Source organism: Amycolatopsis keratiniphila subsp. keratiniphila, from assembly GCF_001620365.2.
Classification (GTDB): domain Bacteria; phylum Actinomycetota; class Actinomycetes; order Mycobacteriales; family Pseudonocardiaceae; genus Amycolatopsis; species Amycolatopsis keratiniphila.
Map to the genome: position 1 here is coordinate 1 of NZ_LQMT02000040.1, position 1,705 is coordinate 1,705.

Here is a 1,705-nt window from a genome sequence, read left to right on the forward strand (position 1 = left end):
GCGACGGGCCCCTCGGCATGCGCTCGCTCAGTTGAACCAGGTTCCGAACATCGAGCTCTGCGACCGCCCCGCCAATCGCTTCCCGAGATCGACGGCCTGCGCCTCGGTGAGCAGACAGATGTAGTCGGTGACAGCCCTGGCACACCGAGCCTCCTTGTTGCCCTTGAAAGTCCCGTTCGCCTCCTCGTCACGCTTGATGTCGCGGTAGATCACACGAAGATGGATGGGGATCTTCGGACTGTTCGGTGATTTCTCCAGGCACATGAGCAACCGATCGAAGAGCGAACCGATGATCCTCTTCTGACCTTCCTGCTGGATGGCCAACGGAGGCCTGTCGATCACGTAGAACCACGTGAGTTCCTTCAGTGCGGCAACCCGGTACTGGCTGTCTTGGTCGACCTCCACGTACGGAGGCTCATCGAGGAGCCGGACCGCATCGACGAATCCGGTGAGATGGTCGCTGGTGATCTTGTTCATCCGAACCCGGTTCTCACGGGTGTCCCAGCACTGCGACTTGAGGTGTTCGCCGAACTCGTCGACGATCACGTCGATCTGCTCACGAAAGCGATGTTCGTTGAAACCGACATCCCCCTTCAGTCGACGGCGGCCGTGCTTGAGGATTCGCTTCTTGTCGGTCGCGAGATTGTGCAAGGGGATCAATCCGGCCCGGAAGTAGTCCTCGAGGTCATGGGTCGCGTAGCTGATGTCATCGGCCCAGTCCATCAGGACCGCGTTCGCGGACCGCAGCTCATCGCGACAGGAATTCCTCACCCACTCGAAGTCCTTCCATTCGGTTTGATACGCGCCCCATTTCTCGCCATAGCCGCGGTCGGTCCACGAAGTCCTGGGCTTGGCCGAATCCCGCGGCTTGAGACGCGGATACTTGAGGATCGCGTTCAACGTCGCCTGTGTCAGGTTGAGCCCCATGTGCTCTTCCTTGCGCCGGGCGAGCTTCGTCACCACACGGAAGGATTGGGCATTGCCCTCGAACCCTTCCAATCCGGAGATCTGGGCCAGGCGCTGATCGAGCACCTCCTCGGCGATGTGCCCGAACGGCGGGTGCCCGATGTCGTGCACGAGACCCGCCGTCTCGACGACGTCCTCGTTCAGGTCCGATCCCTCCGGAAAACCCGCCCCCCTCGATCTACGACGAAGATGCTGGACGAGTCTTCGCCCCATCTGGGCGACCTTCAAACTGTGGGTCAGCCGGTTGTGCAACACGAGTTGCTCGTTGACCGCGGCGACCTGCGCCACCCCGGCCAACCGCCGGAACGCGGACGAGTACAGCACCCGGTCCCGATCTCGCTGATATTCGTCCCGATACGAATCCATCTCCCGCACGTTGTGGCGTCGATCGGTTCCGACTGTCCCCTCCGACATGGCCGCCTCCTCGTCGTGACTCAAAAGAGCTTCGAAAAGAAGGCGGCCACCACCAGAAGACCGTTAACCAATCCGGCGAAGACACCGAACCATCGGTATTCGTTCGCGACCGAACCGCAACCTCGGATCAGTCCACCATCACCAGATCCAGCCCCCGCACCCGTTCCCGGTCCGCGATGACGTCGATCTCGCTGATCTTCCCGTCCACGAACTCGAACGCGAGCACCACCGAAGGCCGTCCTTCGTCGGCCATCACGAGACCGATGCCGCCGTTCACCAGCGCGAGCTGGGTGACCGCCGCCCGCACCGAAGCGGCCGCCGCGCC

The 1,705-nt window shown here is 62.1% G+C and carries 1 protein-coding gene and 1 pseudogene; both read right to left on the reverse strand.

The window, feature by feature from the left end:
- Positions 1-27 precede the first annotated feature (27 nt).
- On the reverse strand, positions 28-1,380 hold the full coding sequence (locus AVR91_RS36965; RefSeq protein ID WP_076857528.1) for a deoxyguanosinetriphosphate triphosphohydrolase family protein: 1,353 nt from the start codon (positions 1,378-1,380) through the stop codon (positions 28-30).
- A gap of 127 nt (positions 1,381-1,507) precedes the next feature.
- Positions 1,508-1,705 (reverse strand): annotated as a pseudogene (locus tag AVR91_RS36970) (RNA polymerase subunit sigma-70); the annotation flags it as partial.

Coding starts and splice junctions, on each gene's coding strand:
- AVR91_RS36965 (WP_076857528.1), bottom strand. CDS start 1,380: ATGTCGGAGGGGACAGTCGGAACCGATCGACGCCACAACGTGCGGGAG.